Origin of the sequence: Thauera sp. 27, from assembly GCF_000310125.2 — a bacterium.
GTDB lineage: Bacteria > Pseudomonadota > Gammaproteobacteria > Burkholderiales > Rhodocyclaceae > Thauera > Thauera mechernichensis.
Genome location: NZ_AMXB01000008.1, coordinates 1 through 15,080, shown reverse-complemented (window position 1 = coordinate 15,080; position 15,080 = coordinate 1). Strand labels below are relative to the sequence as shown.

Here is a 15,080-nt window from a genome sequence, read left to right as displayed (position 1 = left end):
GGGCCCGACCAGGCAAATTCAAGCATGGAGCGAGGCCCACCGGCCCAACCGTGGCGCTCAGGCCACGGTTGCGAAGCGTTCGCCCACAGAGACCGGGAAGCCGCGCAGGAATTCCGCGGCAGGCAGGCGCTTGCTGCCCGGACGCTGTAACACCGTGCAACGCAGGGCGTCGCGACCGCAGGCGACGGTGATGCCGTCCTCGCCTGCCGCGATCACCGTGCCGGGCTCGCCCCGGCCGGGCACGACCTCGGCCGACCAGCACTTGACCACCGTATCGCGCAAGCTGGAAGCCGCCCCGGGGAAGGGGTCGAAGGCACGCGTCGCGCGCTCGATGTCGGCCGCCGGGCGGGTCCAGTCGATGTTCGCCTCGGCACGCCCGATCTTGGCAGCGTAGGTCACGCCCTCGGCCGGCTGCGGCCTGGCGACCAACTCGCCGCGCTGCAGGGCGGCCAGCGCGGCGACGATGCACTCACCGCCGAGCGCCGCGAGGCGGTCGTGCAGCGTGGCGGTCGTGTCGCGGGGCAGGATCGGCGTCGAGCGCTCGAGCAGCATCGCACCGGTGTCCAGGCCCTCGTCCATCTGCATGATGGTGATGCCGGTCGCGGCGTCGCCGGCTTCGATGGCGCGGTGGATGGGCGCGGCGCCTCGCCAGCGCGGCAACAGCGAGGCGTGGATGTTGAGGCAGCCCAGGCGCGGCATGTCCAGCACCGCCTTGGGCAGGATCAATCCGTAGGCCGCCACCACCAGCACGTCCGGCGCACAGGCCGACAGGCGCGCACGCTGCTCGTCCGTGCGCAGCCTCTCCGGTTGGTCGACCTCGATGCCACGCGCCAGGGCGAGCTGCTTGACCGCGCTCGGCGTGAGCTTCATGCCACGGCCGGCAGGGCGGTCGGGCTGGGTGAGCACCAGCGGCACCGTGTAGCCGGCCCCAAGGATGGCTTCGAGCGCGCAGGCGGCAAACTCGGGCGTACCGGCGAAGGCGACGCGCAGCGCCGCGGGGGAGAGGGTGTCGGCCATCACGCGGTGATGCGGGCCTTCTTGGCCAGCTTGCTCTTGATGCGGCCGAGCTTGAGCTGGGACAGGTATTCGACGAAGACCTTGCCGTCGAGGTGATCGATCTCGTGCTGGATGCAGACCGCGAGCAAGCCGTCGGCCGCAAGTTCGTAGGGCTCGCCCTTGTCGTCGAGGGCGCGCACCCGAACCCGCTCCGCGCGCGTCACCTTCTCGTAGATACCGGGGACGGAGAGACAGCCTTCCTCGCACACCTGTTCGCCCGAGCGCTCGAGAATCTCGGGGTTGATCAGCGTCATCAGGCCGGATCTGTCCTCGCTGACGTCGATGACCACCACGCGCATGTGGACGTTGACCTGGGTGGCCGCGAGCCCGATGCCGGGCGCCTCGTACATGGTCTCGGCCATGTCGCGCACGAGCTGGCGGATGTCGTCATCGACCGCTGCAACCGGCTTGGCAACCGTATGCAGGCGGGGATCGGGGTATCTGAGAATGGGTAGGAGAGCCATGAATGCCTTGCCGCGTTAAACCTTTAAGTGCAGAATTTCAAGCGTTTTCACATGCATGCGCATGTACTGCGCCGGGGACTCGAAGCGCTTCACGACCGTGTTTGCTTCGCGCATCCGGTTCGACCCTGTCCATGCAACAGCGTTCCAGGGCCTCGTCGGCACGCCCCGCATCTACCGGAAGCGATCAATGACCCGAATTATATTCCCTCTGCTCGTCGCCTTCGCGGCCCTGTTTGGCGCGAGCGCCCACGCTCAATCCGGTGTCCGCCTTGCTGACAACGCACCCGACAGCTACACGGTGGTCCGTGGTGACACTCTGTGGGACATCTCGGGCCGCTTCCTGCAGGAACCCTGGCGCTGGCCCGAAGTCTGGCGCCTCAACCGCGAACAGATCCGCAACCCGCACCTCATCTACCCGGGGCAGGTCATCCTGCTCGACCGCAGCGGCCCCTGGCTGAGCATCGGCCGGCGCATCGGCGGCACCCAGGACGATCGCGTGCAGCCGCGCATCTACAGCGAAGCACTCGACAGCGCCCTGCCCAGCATCCCGCTGCAGGTGATCGAGCCCTTCCTGAACCGCCCGCTGGTCATTGACGGCCCCCGTCTGGAAGGCTCGGCGACCATCATCGCCACCGAGACCAGCCGCGTGCTGACCGGCACGGGCGACACCATCTTCGCCAAGGACGTCGGCGACGCCGCCGAGGTGTGGCACATCTACCGCCCGGCCAAACCGCTCGAAGACCCGGTGACGCGCGAAACCCTGGCCTGGGAGGCTGCCTACCTCGGCACCGCGCGCGTGACCGAACGCGGCCAGCCAACCACCCTCGAGGTCACCACCTCGGTCGAGGAAATCGGCGTCGGCGACCTGATGATGCCGAGCGATCGCCCGAGCGTGTTCTCCTTTGCGCCGCATGCGCCCGAGCGCGACGTGAACGGGCGCATCATCTCGATTCATCGCGGCGTGAGCGAAACCGGTCGTCTTCACGTGGTGGCGCTCAACGTCGGCGAACGTGACGGCATCGAGCGCGGCCACGTGCTGGCCCTGTTCCGCAACCGCGGCACGGCCGAATATACCGGCGACGGCGGCAAGGAGACCTTCCAGCTGCCCGAGAAGCGCTACGGCATGGTGTTCGTGTTCCGCGTCTTCGATCGCATCTCCTACGCCCTGGTGATGGAATCCGACGGCCCGGTCACCCTCTCCGACGTCGTACGCCAGCCCTGACGGTCGCCGCCGAGACTCACACGCACTCCCAGGCCTCTTGTCCGCCGATCACGACGACCTCGCCGACTGGTTGCGCCTGAGCTCGCTGCCGGGCCTGGGCGCCGACCGCCAGCGCAGCCTGCTTGCCGCCTTCGGCCTGCCGCGCCACATCTTCGGCGCCGGCCGCAGTACGCTCGCGGCAGTGGTGGGGGGCGAAGCCGCGGATACAGTGCTCGGCACCCCGCAGGCCGAATGGATGGAGCGCGCGCTCGCCTGGGCGGCCGAGCCCGGCAGCCACGTGCTCACCCTTGCCGACGAAGCCTATCCACGCAGCCTGCTCGACATGGCCGACCCGCCGGTGCTGCTCTACGTCAAGGGCGACCCGGCCCTGCTCCAGCGCCCGGCGATCGCCCTGGTGGGGGCGCGCTCCGCAACCGCCCAGGGAGAGGCCAACGCCGAAGCCTTCGCCCGCGAGCTGGCGGCGCAGGGCTTCACCATCGTCAGCGGGCTTGCTCTAGGTATCGACGCGGCAGCCCATCGCGGCGCGCTCGCCGCAGGTACAGCCGGGGGCGGTACGATCGCCGTGATCGGTACCGGAATCGATCGCATCTACCCCGCACGCAACGCAACACTTGCCCGCGACATCGCCCGCTGCGGCGTGGTCGTCAGCGAGTTCCCGCTCGGCACACCGCCACTGCAGCACAACTTCCCGCGCCGCAACCGGCTCATCGCCGGTCTCGGGCAAGGCGTGCTGGTGGTCGAGGCGGCACTCAACAGCGGCTCACTGATCACCGCGCGACTGGCGACCGAATGCGGCCGCGAGGTGTTCGCGATCCCGGGCTCGATCCATTCGCCACTGTCGCGCGGCTGCCACCGCCTGATCCGTGAAGGCGCCAAGCTGGTCGAGACGGCCGAAGACGTCGTCGAGGAATTGCGCGGCCGGCTCGGCTGGGCGGCACCCGAGCGCCCGCACACGGCGGCCGGACGCCGTCGACGCGAACGCAAGGATGCCGCTTCGACACCGCCGACCGTGTCCCAGGCCGAGCTTGCCCTCGACGGCGAGGCGGCACGGGTGCTGCAGATCATCGGCCATGACCCGGTGGACATCGACACGCTGGCCCAGCGCTGCAGCTTGACGGTCGATGCCCTGTACGCCATCCTGCTTCCGCTCGAGCTGGATGGACTCCTCGCGCGCTTGCCCGGGGGGCGCCTCCAGCGCATCTGAATCCGGCCGCACATCACCAGCCGCACGCAAGCACAGCGGGCGGAGCCCTCCATCCGGCATGCCGGTCCTGGAACCGCCCACCACGCTGCCGACCGCCCCCAAATGAGGCCGCCTTGTTCGACATCCTCGTATATCTCTTCGAAAGCTACATCCACGCAGACGCCTGCCCCGAATCCGATCTGCTCGCCCGCAAGCTGTCGGCGGCCGGATTCGACCAGGACGAGATTTCCGAAGCGCTCGACTGGCTGGCAGGCCTGCGCCGCGTGGCACGCGACATCCACCCCGGCATCGCGCCCAGCAGCGGATCGGTACGGATCTACACCGATGAAGAGCAGAAGCAACTCGACGCCCGCTGCCGCGGCTTTCTGAGCCTGCTCGAAAGCGCCGGCGTTCTCGGCGCCGCGCACCGCGAGCTGATCATCGAGCGTGCGATGGCCCTGAACGACTTCACCATCTCGCTGAATCGCCTCAAGGTCATCGTACTGATGGTGCTGTGGCAGCAGGAAGAGCCTATCGACACCCTGATGGTGGACGAGCTCCTCACCGAAGAGGAAGACTGGGCCTACGAACCGACCTTGCATTGAGTGGTCAATCCAGCCTGCTTGCAAGCGCAAGCAGGCTGTCCTTATCATCCGCCGCTTCCCGAACCCCGCGCGCCCGCTGGGCGCCACAGTCGTCTCGACACGAGCATGAGCAAGCAACTGATCATCGCGGAAAAGCCTTCCGTTGCGCAGGACATCGCCCGTGCGCTGGGCGGCTTCACCAAGGAGAAGGACTACTTCGAGTCCGACGAATATGTATTGTCGTCGGCCGTGGGTCACCTTCTCGAGCTCACCGTGCCGGAGGAGTTCGAGGTCAAGCGCGGCAAGTGGACCTTCGCCCATCTGCCGGTGATCCCGCCCCACTTCGCGGTCAAGCCGATCGAGAAGACCGAGGATCGGCTCAAGCTGCTCACCCGGCTCATCAAGCGCAAGGACGTCACCGGCCTCATCAACGCCTGTGACGCGGGCCGCGAGGGCGAGCTGATCTTCAACTTCATCGCCCAGCACGCGGGCAGCAAGAAGCCGATGCAGCGCCTGTGGCTGCAGTCGATGACCGCGCAGGCGATCCGCGACGGCTTCGCCCACCTGCGCGCCGCGCAGGAGGTCGAGGGCCTGCGCAACGCCGCGATCTGCCGCGCCGAATCCGACTGGCTGATCGGCATCAACGGCACGCGCGCGATGACCGCGTTCAACTCCAAGACCGGCGGCTTCCACCTCACCACCGTGGGCCGGGTGCAGACACCGACGCTGGCGATGGTGGTCGAGCGCGAGGACCGCATCCGCAAGTTCAGGTCGCGCGACTACTGGGAGCTCGAGGCGCGCTTCGGCTGCGCCGCCGGCGAGTACCCGGGGCGCTGGTTCGACGAGAAGTTCAAGAAGCCCGAGGGCGACGAGCACGCCACCGCCTTCCGCCTGTGGGACAAGGCCCAGGCCGAGGCCATCCGCAGCAAGTGCGCAGGCAAGCCGGGCGTGGTCAGTGAAGAGGCCAAGCCCTCCACCCAGTTGTCGCCGCTGCTGTTCGACCTCACCAGCCTGCAGCGCGAGGCCAACGGCCGCTTCGGCTTCTCCGCCCGGGTGACGCTGCAACTCGCCCAGGCGCTGTACGAGAAGCACAAGGTGCTGACCTACCCGCGTACCGACGCGCGCGCACTGCCCGAGGACTACCTCGCCACGGTGAGCGAGGTCATGCGCACGCTGCCCGACCAGTACGCGCCCTTCGCCAACGAGATCGCCAAGCACGGCTGGGTGAAGCCCAACAAGCGCATCTTCAACAACGCCAAGATCTCCGACCACTTCGCGATCATCCCCACCGGCGCACTGCCGAAGAACCTGTCCGAAGCCGAACACAAGATCTACGACCTCGTCACCAAGCGCTTCCTGGCGGTTTTCTACCCCGCGGCCGAGTACCAGATCACCACCCGCATCACGCGCGTCGAGGGCGAGGCCTTCAAGACCGAGGGCAAGGTGCTGGTCAATCCGGGCTGGCTGGCGGTGTATGGCAAGGAAGCGGCCAACGACGAGAAGGATGCCAAGGACGGCAGCGCACCGCAGCTGGTCGCTGTGAAGCAGGGCGAAACGGTGTCCACCGAGGACATCACGGTCAAGTCGCTGCAGACCAAGCCGCCAGCGCGCTTCAACGAAGCCACGCTGCTCTCCGCAATGGAAGGCGCGGGCAAGATGGTCGACGACGAGGAATTGCGCGCGGCGATGGCCGAACGCGGTCTCGGCACGCCAGCCACCCGCGCGCAGATCATCGAAGGCCTGATCAGCGAGCAGTACATCCATCGCGAAGGCCGCGAACTGATCCCGAGCGCCAAGGCCTTCTCGCTGATCACGCTGCTGAAGGGACTGGGCGTCACCGCGCTGACCTCGCCCGAACTCACCGGCGGCTGGGAATACAAGCTCGCGCAGATGGAGCACGGCAAGCTCAGCCGCGAAGCCTTCATGAGCGAGATCGCCGAGATGACGCGCGAGGTCGTCGAGCGCGCAAAGCGCTACGAGTCCGACACCGTGCCGGGCGAGTTCGTGACGCTGCAGACGCCGTGCCCGAAGTGCGGCGGCGTCGTGAAGGAAAACTACAAGAAGTTCGCCTGCCAGGCCTGCGACTGGAGCACCTGGAAGATCGTCGCCGGCCGCCAGTTCGAGTACGACGAGATCGAGACCCTGCTGCGCGAGGGCAAGGTCGGCCCGCTGCTCGGCTTCCGCAACAAGATGGGGCGCCTGTTCAATGCCGACATCGTGTTGAACGAGGACAAGCAGCCCACCTTCGACTTCGGCCAGCCCAAGGAGGGCGAGGAGGCCGAGGCGGTGGACTTCTCCGCGCAGGAGGCCGTCGGTGCCTGCCCGAAGTGCGCCAGCCGGGTGTACGAGCACGGCATGGCCTATGTGTGCGAGAAATCGGTGGGACCAGGCAAGAGCTGCGATTTCCGCTCCGGCAAGATCATCCTGCAGCAGCCAATCGAACGCGAGCAGATGGCCAAGCTGCTGACCGAGGGCAAGACCGACCTGCTCAAGGGCTTCGTGTCGGCACGCACGCGGCGCAAGTTCTCCGCCTTTCTGGTGCGCGGCAAGGACGGCAAGGTTGGCTTCGAGTTCGAAGCCAAGGCACCGAAGGCGACCAAGCCCGCAGCGGCGAAGGCGGGCGAAACCGCAGGCGAGGGTGCTGAAGCACCCGCTCCGCGCAAACGCAGCACCACGCGCAAGGCGAGCTGAACAGACCAGAAAGCTCGCGACTTGCGTCGCGCCTACAGCGAGGCCGCACGCGGCGCGGCTTTCCGCGTGGAAGCGGCGCCCGCCGCGAGGAGTTGAAGGCGATGCCCCCTTCAGCCCCCTCGGCCGCGCACGCCGATCCGGTGGTTCAGCCTGATTTGGCGGCGTTCAGGCGCTTGACCCCGGCGACGAAGCGCGACAGCGTCTCGGACAGCACACCACGCGGGATCATCACTTCGATGAGCTGGAAACGCCCACGCGTCGCCATCGCACGATCCAGCGCCTGCTTGAGCTGGGCCCGGGTGTGCACGCGCACGCCGTCGCCGCCCATGCCCGCGGCCATCTGCGCGAAGCCCCAGTCGTCGAGATCATTGAAGCCCGACTCGGGCTGGAAGGTGCGCAGCATCTCCCAGCTGCTGTTGTTGAACAGCAGCACGATCGGATCCCAGCCGTAGCGTCGGCAGTTGCCCAGTTCCCAGCCCGTCATCTGAAAGGCGCCGTCGCCAACGAGGATGAGCGGACGCTGGCCCGTAGCCGCCTGCAGGCCGAGGCCCGCGGGCACACCAAAACCCATCGTGGCGTAATAGCCCGGCGCCACCAGGGCGGTGTGCTCGATGTCCATCGCGGTGAACAGGCAGTCGCCCATGTCGGAGGCGATCGGCAGCTTGCCATGCGCGGCCATCAGGTCATTGACGGCCAATGCCACGTCGGCTGGCGCGATGGTGGCCTCGTCGGCCACCAGGCCATGCGGGAAAGCCGGGCGCGACACCTCGAAGTGTTTCGCCGCCGGGGGCACGCAGGCAAGCAGGCCATCGACGAGCGCATCGAGCGGGATGCGTGGGTAGGTGTGGTAACCCATCGTCACCCGTCCCTCCAGCGCCTGGATGGTCTTGCGCAGATCGATGTGCTTCTCTGACACCGCGAAGTTGGTGTCCGAGATGATCACGCCGAGCAGGAACAGACCGTCGGAGTCCTCCACCAGCCGCGTCACCTCGGGCAGGCCGGCCAGGCCCATGTAGGTACCCACCAGCGGTGCGCCATGATCTGCAAGCAGGCCGCGGCCCATGAAGCTTGTCACCACCGGCAGGCCAAGGCGGCGCGACAGCTCGGCGACCTTGTCCTCGAGCCCGAAGCGGCGCACCTCGACCCCCACCATCAGCACCGGCGCGGATGCGCGCCCGATACGTTCGAGGATCTCTGCGACACACGCCTGCAGCGCCTCGCCATCGACCGCCGGCGGCGGCTCGGCGATCACCGCTGCGCAGGGCTGGGCGACCATGTCGCGCGGGATCTCGATGTACACCGGCTGCGAGTTGCGCAGGCAATTGGCGAGGACGCGCGCGATGTCGGCGGGCGCGCGCGCTGCATCGTCCAGACGCACCTGATCGCAGGTGATCTCACGGAAGATCTGGAACTGGGAGTCGAGCGTCTTGGCCTGGTGATGCAGCAGCAGCCCGGAGTTCGACTCGCCGCGGCCCGGACCGCCGGACAGGACCACCAGCGGTGATTTCTCGGCATACGCTGCGGCCACCGAGTTGATCATGTTGAGCGCACCTGCGCCGTAGGTTACCGCGGCCACGCCCAGTCCGCCGCCGATGCGTCCGGCCGCGTCGGCGGCGAAGCCCACCCCTGGCTCATGCGAGAGCGTATGCAGGGGCAGGATCTTCGATTCCTCGATGATGCGGAAATAGGGCAGGGCGAAGTCGCCCGGGATGCCGAAGATCTGCCGCGCGCCATGCGCCTTGAGCGCATGCAGCAAGGATTCGGTAAGCGTCATGGGGTGTCTCCTCAGGTGGTCTTGTGAGGAGCATTATGCTGCGCATCCCACACATAAAGTGCGCGTTATTCGCGCATTTATCGTTAATATGCGCACAATTCATGCATATGAAAGCACATAAATGAGCACTTTCACCGTAGATCGTCAGGATCTGGCACTCCTCGATGCCCTGCAGCGCAGCGGCAATGCCACCAATGCCACTCTTGGCGAACAGGTCCACCTGTCCGCATCCCAGGTGAGCCGGCGCCTGCAGCGCCTGCAGGAAGGCGGACTGATCGCCGGTTACGCTGCACTGCTGAACCCCGCAGCCGTCGGCCTGGGCGTCACCGCCTTCGCCCATGTCGTGCTCGAGCGCCAGGGCGGGGCACGCAGCGAAGCCTTCGAAGCCGCCGTCGCCGGCTTGCCCGAGGTACTCGAGTGCTTTTCGGTGAGCGGCAACGCCGACTACGTACTGCGCCTGGTCGCTCCCGACCTGGCCGCTTTCTCCGAACTGATGATGAAGCGCGTGCTGTGCCTGCCCGGCATCGCCAACGTGAAGACCGACATCGTGCTCGGCCGCGTGAAGCAGACCCATGTCCTGCCCCTGGACCACATCACCCAGCCCAGCCAGCCCAGGCAACGCGTGCGCTTTTCCGGAGGCTGAAATGAGGACGGGCCCCGCAGGGCCCGTATGCAACTCCGCGCGCCGACCGGCGCGGCTGCACTCAAGCTCAGGCTTCGAGCAGGCTGCGCAGCATCCAGGCGGTTTTCTCGTGCACCTGCATGCGCTGGGTCAGCAGGTCGAGCGTAGGTTCGTCGCTCGCCTTGTCGGCGACCGGCGCGATGCTGCGTGCGGTCTTGATCACCGCTTCCTGGCCCTGGACGAGCAGGCGGATCATGTCCTGCGCCGAGGGTACCCCGTCCGGCTCACTCATGCTGGTGAGCTTCTGGAACTCCTTGTAGGTGCCGGGCGCCGGGAAGCCCAGCGCGCGGATGCGCTCGGCGATCTGGTCAACTGCGAGTGCGAGTTCGTTGTATTGCGCCTCGAACATGAGGTGCAGCGTGTTGAACATCGGCCCGGTGACGTTCCAGTGGAAATTGTGTGTGGTCAGGTACAGGGTGTAGCTGTCCGCCAACAGGCGCGAAAGGCCTTCGGCGATCTTGGCGCGATCCTTCTTGGTGATGCCGATATCGATTTCCATGTCGCTTCTCCTGTGATTGATGCGCTGGAGCGGCTGCGTCCAGCCGGGATGGTTCAATCGTAAGCCAATCGGTCCAATGAATCCAATTGATCGCCGGAATACCTTTCATGCCGCAGGGCTATGCCTGGCGCAGCCCCGTATCCACCTGTGGAACACGCCCCACCGGCCGTACCCCGGGCAGTTCGCTGTCCAGGATCGCCGCCCGCAGCACGTCGATCGCCCCGCTGCGCGGGTAGGTGACACGCCACGCCAGGGCGACACGGCGCTGAGGCTCGGGGTCGCTGAACGGCCGTACCGCGACCAAGGGGTTCTGCGCCGACATCTCGTCGACCGCCGAACTGGGCAACACCGTCACGCCGAGACCCGTGGCCACCATGTGGCGGATGGTCTCGAGCGAACTGCCCTCCAGCGTGCGCTGCAGCCCGCCGATGTTGCGGCAGCTCGGGCACACCTCGAGCACTTGCTCGCGGAAGCAGTTGCCCGCGCCAAGCAGCAACAACTGGTCGTCGGCGAGGTGCTCGGCCGAGACCGACTCATCCTGCGTCCACGGATGGGCCGACGGCATCAGCACCCGGAACGGCTCGTCGTAGACCGGCTGGGCGACGATGCCGGGCTCCTCGAACGGCAGGCTGATGATGATGACATCGAGCTCGCCGCGCTTGAGCGACTCGGCCAGGCGAGCGGTGAAGTTCTCCTGGATGATCAGCGGCATCCGCGGCGCAAGCTGGTGCACGCGCGGGATCAGGCGCGGCAGCAGGTAAGGGCCGATGGTGTAGATCACCCCTACGCGCAGCGGGCCTGCAAGCGGATCCTTGCCCGCCGCGGCGATCTCCTGGATCTGGCTCGCCTCCATCAGCACCTTCTCTGCCTGCGCGACGATGCGGCGACCGGTCTCGGTGATCTTGACCTCGGAGGCGCTGCGCTCGAAGAGCTGGACGCCGAGCTCTTCCTCGACCTTCTTGACCGCCACAGACAGCGTCGGCTGTGACACATGGCATTTCTCGGCCGCACGGCCGAAATGACGCTCGTACGCCAACGCGACGAGGTAGCGGAGATCGGTCAGGGTCATGGCGTTTATGCGTTCCGGAAAAGGAATGGAGCCTGAAGCGGATAGCTGGGGATGTTACAGCTTCCAATGCCCTCCTGCGCGACCGGCGACTCACCGCTATACTTCGCCAGCCCTGACTCAGCTCAAACCCATCGATGCGCTCCCACTCCGGTACTGCCGGCGGACTGGCCCTGATTCTCACCGCAAGCCTGTGCGCAGGACAGGTGCGGGCGGAAGACAGCTTCTTCGCACCGCTGCCGGTCGTGCTCAGCGCCTCGCGCCTGCCCCAGACCCTGCACGACAGCCCGGCTGCGGTCACGGTATTCGATGCGGACTTCATCGCTGCCACCGGCTACCGCGACCTCAGCCGCCTGATGCGGCTCGTCCCCGGCTTCCAGGTTGGCCAGGAACGCGGCAACGCACACTGGGTCACCTACCATGGCCTGGGCATGGACTATCCACTGCAGATGCAGGTCCTGATCGACGGACGCTCTTTTCCTGCGCCCTCGTTCAACTCTTCGGCGGAGCGCATCTCGCTGCAGGATATCGAGCGCATCGAGGTGGTACGCGGCTCGAACTCCGCCGCCTTCGGCTCGAACGCCTTCCTGGGCATCGTCAACATCCGCACCCGGCATAGCGCCGACAGCACCGGAACAAGCCTGCGTCTGAGCCGTGGCGCGCCCGGCATCCTGGACGTCAGCGCGCGCCATGCCGTCGAATCGGCCCCGCTCAGCCTGCGCATCAGTGCGCAGCACGAGGCCGACGAAGGCTTTGCCGGGCTGCATGATGGTCGCCGCACGAACCTGTTGTCGGTGCGGGGAGATCTCCAGCTCGACGAACGCAACGAGCTCAACCTCAATGCGGTGCTTGCCGAGGGCCGGCGCGACGCGGGCTATGAGCGCTCCTTCTTCAACAGCGCCGGCATGCGCGAATCGCAGCACGCCAACCGCACCTTGCACCTGCGCTGGCGCCACGTCGCCGCGGCCGAAGAGGAGTGGCTGGTGTCGGCCTACTGGAATCGCCAGCGCGTGCGTGACGAATGGCGGCTGGATTCGCGCATCAACCCCCCGCTCCCGCTCGCGCCTGGCGTTGCCTTCGGCGCCGACGTCGGCAACACCGCAGTGACCGACCAGCACAGTCTCGAAGTCGAGCACCGCTGGCGCCTCGATCCCGCCACACGCGTGCTGTGGGGCGCCGAATGGCGGCATGTCGAGCAGGCCTCGCCCTTTTATTTCCACGCTGCCAAGGCGCACCAGCGCAGCGAGCAGCGCCTGTTCGCCAATCTGGAATGGCGCAGCGCACCGGCATGGCTATGGAACTTCGGCGGCATGGTGGAGAAGCTCGGTGGCGATGCCGCTCGTTTTGCGCCGCGCGTATTCCTCAACTGGCAGGCCGCTCCCGACATGACCTGGCGTCTCGGCCACTCGCGCGCCTGGCGCCAGCCCGGACTTTTCGAACGCAATGCCGATGTGCGCATCGTTTCCGACACCGGTACGCTGCTGCAGCAACGCCAGCTTCCCAATCCGGCCCTGAGGCCGCAGCGCATCGACGCCTTCGAACTCGGCTTCCTGGGCATCCTGCCTGACCAGCGCAGCACCCTCGACGTGCGCCTGTTCCATGAGCGCATCGATGATCTCATCGTGCGCCAGCCTGGACCGCTCATCACCGACCTGCCCCGCACCGGCGACGCGGGCTACCTTGCCTTCCTGGAGACCCTGCGCAGCACGCGCTGGGAGAACTACGCCGGCGAGGTCCGCCTCAGCGGACTCGAGTACCAGTTGCGCACCAGCCCATGGCCCGGGACCGAGTTCATCCTGTCGCACAGCATGATCGATCGCCGCGCCGCGGACGACCGCATCCGCGGCAATACCGCACCCTACTCCGGCAGCCTGAGCTGGCTGCAACGCGTCGGCCCCTGGCAATCGATGCTGAGCGTACTGCGCATGGGACCGATCGACGCCGGCTTCAGCTACGTGCCCGGCTTCAGCTACACCGTGCCTGCGTACACCACCGTGGACTGGAGTGCAGCGCGCAGCTTCCGCCTTGAACACGGCACCCTGAGCTTGCGGCTGAGCGCGATCAACCTGCTCGGCCGCCACCAGGAACTGGCCAACCGGCCACTGCAGGCACAGGCGGAGTATCGCAACCGGCCGGCGAACCAGGCCGGGCGACAGGTCCATGTCACGCTGCAGGCGGAATTCTGACGCCCCTGGCGAGCAGGCAGAGGCGCCGGCCTTGAAGTCACGCCCGCTCGGCCCGATCTGAAAGCGGACGTGTTGTCGGGAACAGGATGCGGATTCCCGCGTCCACGCACTCGTGCACGTCCATCAACTTCCACGACCACGCGTGAATACCGATATGAAGAAGATCATTGCCGTCAGTGCCCTCGCCGTCGCGCTTGCAGCGGCGCTCCCGCAGGGGGCCTTCGTGTCGCCGGCCATGGCGCAGGCGACCGCTCCCTCCATGGTGTCGCCCAACCGCTACGGGCTGCCGGACTTCGGCGACCTGGTCGAGCAGGTCGGACCTGCGGTCGTCAACATCAGCGTCGTCCAGCGCCAGGCACAGGGCGTCACCGGTGAGAACCCGTTCGCGAACGACCCCTTCTACGACTTCCTGCGTCGCTTCGGGGTACCCATGCCGGGATTCCCGGGCCAGCCGGGCATGGGGCCGCGCACACGCCAAGGCATCGGCTCGGGTTTCATCGTCAGCCAGGACGGCTATGTGCTGACCAATGCCCATGTGGTGGCAGGCGAGAACGCGGATGCCGCGCTGTCCGAGGTCACCGTGCGGCTGATCGACAAGCGCGAGTTCAAGGCAACGGTGGTGGGGGTCGACCGCCGCACCGACGTCGCCCTGCTCAAGATCGACGCGCAGAACCTGCCCACCCTCAGGATCGGCAATGCCGACGAGGCCCGCGTCGGCGAGTGGGTGGTGGCGATGGGCTCCCCCTTCGGATTCGACAACACGGTCACCGCCGGCATCATCTCGGCCAAGGCGCGCCGCCTGCCGGACGAGACCTACGTACCCTTCATCCAGACCGACGTCGCGATCAACCCGGGCAACTCGGGCGGCCCCTTGTTCAACCTCGCGGGCGAAGTGATCGGCATCAATTCGCAGATCTACTCGCGCTCGGGCGGCTTCATGGGCATTTCGTTCGCAATCCCGATCGACGTTGCCATGAACGTCAAGGACCAGCTCGTCGCCCACGGCCGTGTCCAGCGCGGCCGCCTGGGCATTGCCATCCAGGGCGTCGACAAGGAGCTTGCCCAGTCCTTCGGGCTGGCCGAGGCTCACGGCGCGCTGGTGGCCAGCGTCGACCCGGGCAGCGCGGCGGAGAAGGCCGGCCTGCAGCCCGGTGACGTGGTGCTGCAAGTGGATGGCCGACGCATCTCCGATTCGGCCGAACTGCCGCGCGTGATCGGCGAGAAACGCCCGGGGACTCAGGTGCGCATGGAGATCTGGCGCGATGGCCGCAGCCGCAGCGTGACCGCAACGCTCGACGAACTGACCACCGATACGGTGGCCGCAGCCGACCCCCTGCCCAGCCAGGTGGAAAAGCTGGGCGACAAGCTCGGGCTGAGCGCACGCGCCCTCACCGCCCAGGAGGCTTCCGAACTGCGGCTGCGCGGCGGCCTTGCCGTGGAGAGCGTCGATGGCGCCGCCGCGCGTGCCGGATTGCAGCGCGGCGATGTAATCCTGGCCATCAACAACCAGCCGGTGACCACCATCGCCGAGTTCCGCGCTCAGTTGCAGCGTTCGGGCAACCGCTTCGCACTGCTGATCCAGCGCGGCAGCGCACGCATCTTCGTCCCCGTCCGCATCGAATAAGTCATTCGACACGCTGGCGGGGGCTGCAGCACGTGTGCTGCAGCCCCCG

General features: G+C 67.1%; 12 protein-coding genes. 7 read left to right on the top strand and 5 right to left on the bottom strand.

Annotated elements, in window-relative coordinates; translation table 11 throughout:
- Positions 1 to 57 precede the first annotated feature (57 nt).
- Positions 58 to 1,017 carry a methionyl-tRNA formyltransferase gene (gene fmt / locus B447_RS05740; RefSeq protein ID WP_002937569.1) on the bottom strand — a complete coding sequence of 320 codons (960 nt, stop codon included), beginning with the start codon at positions 1,015 to 1,017 and terminating at the stop codon, positions 58 to 60.
- The gene (gene def, locus B447_RS05735; protein ID WP_002937568.1) at positions 1,017 to 1,520 is read right to left on the bottom strand and encodes a peptide deformylase; all 504 of its coding nucleotides are present in this window, start codon (positions 1,518 to 1,520) and stop codon (positions 1,017 to 1,019) included. The genes fmt and def overlap by 1 nt, the downstream gene beginning before the upstream one ends.
- Before the next feature lie 187 nt (positions 1,521 to 1,707).
- Here def and B447_RS05730 point away from each other — a divergent pair, with 187 nt between their 5' ends.
- The 4 genes from B447_RS05730 to B447_RS05715 all read left to right on the top strand — a co-directional run bounded on the left by B447_RS05730 (position 1,708) and on the right by B447_RS05715 (position 7,200).
- The gene (locus tag B447_RS05730; RefSeq protein WP_198291752.1) at positions 1,708 to 2,742 is read left to right on the top strand and encodes a LysM peptidoglycan-binding domain-containing protein; all 1,035 of its coding nucleotides are present in this window, start codon (positions 1,708 to 1,710) and stop codon (positions 2,740 to 2,742) included.
- 37 nt (positions 2,743 to 2,779) lie between these two features.
- Complete coding sequence (gene dprA, locus B447_RS05725; protein WP_002937564.1) at positions 2,780 to 3,946, top strand: DNA-processing protein DprA; 1,167 nt, start codon at positions 2,780 to 2,782, stop codon at positions 3,944 to 3,946.
- Positions 3,947 to 4,059: 113 nt separating this feature from the next.
- Entirely contained in the window at positions 4,060 to 4,530 is a 471-nt protein-coding gene (locus tag B447_RS05720) for a DUF494 family protein (RefSeq protein WP_002937563.1), read from the top strand.
- 105 nt (positions 4,531 to 4,635) lie between these two features.
- The gene (locus B447_RS05715) at positions 4,636 to 7,200 is read left to right on the top strand and encodes a DNA topoisomerase III (protein WP_002937562.1); all 2,565 of its coding nucleotides are present in this window, start codon (positions 4,636 to 4,638) and stop codon (positions 7,198 to 7,200) included.
- A 145-nt stretch (positions 7,201 to 7,345) separates the two neighbouring features.
- On the opposite strand, the gene ipdC is transcribed toward B447_RS05715, so the two are convergent.
- Entirely contained in the window at positions 7,346 to 8,974 is a 1,629-nt protein-coding gene (ipdC, locus tag B447_RS05710) for an indolepyruvate/phenylpyruvate decarboxylase (RefSeq protein ID WP_002937561.1), read from the bottom strand.
- Between the two features lie 121 nt (positions 8,975 to 9,095).
- On the opposite strand from ipdC, the gene B447_RS05705 reads away from it, so the two are divergent.
- On the top strand, positions 9,096 to 9,617 hold the full coding sequence (locus B447_RS05705; protein ID WP_002932997.1) for an Lrp/AsnC family transcriptional regulator: 522 nt from the start codon (positions 9,096 to 9,098) through the stop codon (positions 9,615 to 9,617).
- Between the two features lie 67 nt (positions 9,618 to 9,684).
- Here B447_RS05705 and B447_RS05700 read toward each other — a convergent pair whose 3' ends face one another.
- Positions 9,685 to 10,155 carry a Dps family protein gene (locus tag B447_RS05700; RefSeq protein WP_002932999.1) on the bottom strand — a complete coding sequence of 157 codons (471 nt, stop codon included), beginning with the start codon at positions 10,153 to 10,155 and terminating at the stop codon, positions 9,685 to 9,687.
- Between the two features lie 118 nt (positions 10,156 to 10,273).
- Positions 10,274 to 11,224 (bottom strand): hydrogen peroxide-inducible genes activator, encoded by a 951-nt coding sequence (locus B447_RS05695; RefSeq protein WP_002933000.1) that lies wholly within the window; start codon positions 11,222 to 11,224, stop codon positions 10,274 to 10,276.
- 134 nt (positions 11,225 to 11,358) lie between these two features.
- Between B447_RS05695 and B447_RS05690 the strand changes: the two genes are divergently transcribed.
- Both B447_RS05690 and B447_RS05685 read left to right on the top strand, forming a co-directional pair.
- Positions 11,359 to 13,407: a TonB-dependent receptor plug domain-containing protein gene (locus B447_RS05690; protein WP_002937558.1), complete on the top strand. Its 2,049-nt coding sequence runs from the start codon at positions 11,359 to 11,361 to the stop codon at positions 13,405 to 13,407.
- A 154-nt stretch (positions 13,408 to 13,561) separates the two neighbouring features.
- On the top strand, positions 13,562 to 15,031 hold the full coding sequence (locus B447_RS05685) for a DegQ family serine endoprotease (protein WP_002937556.1): 1,470 nt from the start codon (positions 13,562 to 13,564) through the stop codon (positions 15,029 to 15,031).
- The last annotated feature ends 49 nt before the right edge of the window (positions 15,032 to 15,080 follow it).